This is a genomic window from Lacinutrix cladophorae, assembly GCF_053604645.1.
Window position 1 is genome coordinate 1 of record NZ_JBSHNR010000046.1, and the last position, 365, is coordinate 365.

General features: G+C 43.3%; 1 pseudogene. It reads right to left on the reverse strand.

The features are described 5' to 3' along the window. Positions 1-365, reverse strand: a pseudogene (locus ACVC3Y_RS00290) (hypothetical protein); the annotation flags it as partial.

Consider the following 365-nt stretch of genomic DNA (forward strand, 5'->3'; position numbering starts at 1 on the left):
TGCAGGATCTGGAATAGTTACGATATCTGTATCACCAGCACATGGATCAAATGGATCTGTATCGGTACTGTTTGGTTCTCCATCACCATCACAATCTGCTGTTAACCAATCTCCAGTTGGAGTTACTGTAACATCTGCTAAGTTGTAATCACATGGATCGGTTGGATCTGTTCCATCAGGACCAGCTGTACCGTCTCCATCTGGATCAACTTCCGTACCGTTTAGCACACCATCACCATCACAATCTGCATTATACCAGTCTGTATTATTGTCTGATAAATCAACATTCGCTAATTCTCCTCCTACACATGGATCATATGGTGCTGGATCGTCTCCATTAGTTTCACCATCGCCATCACAATCTG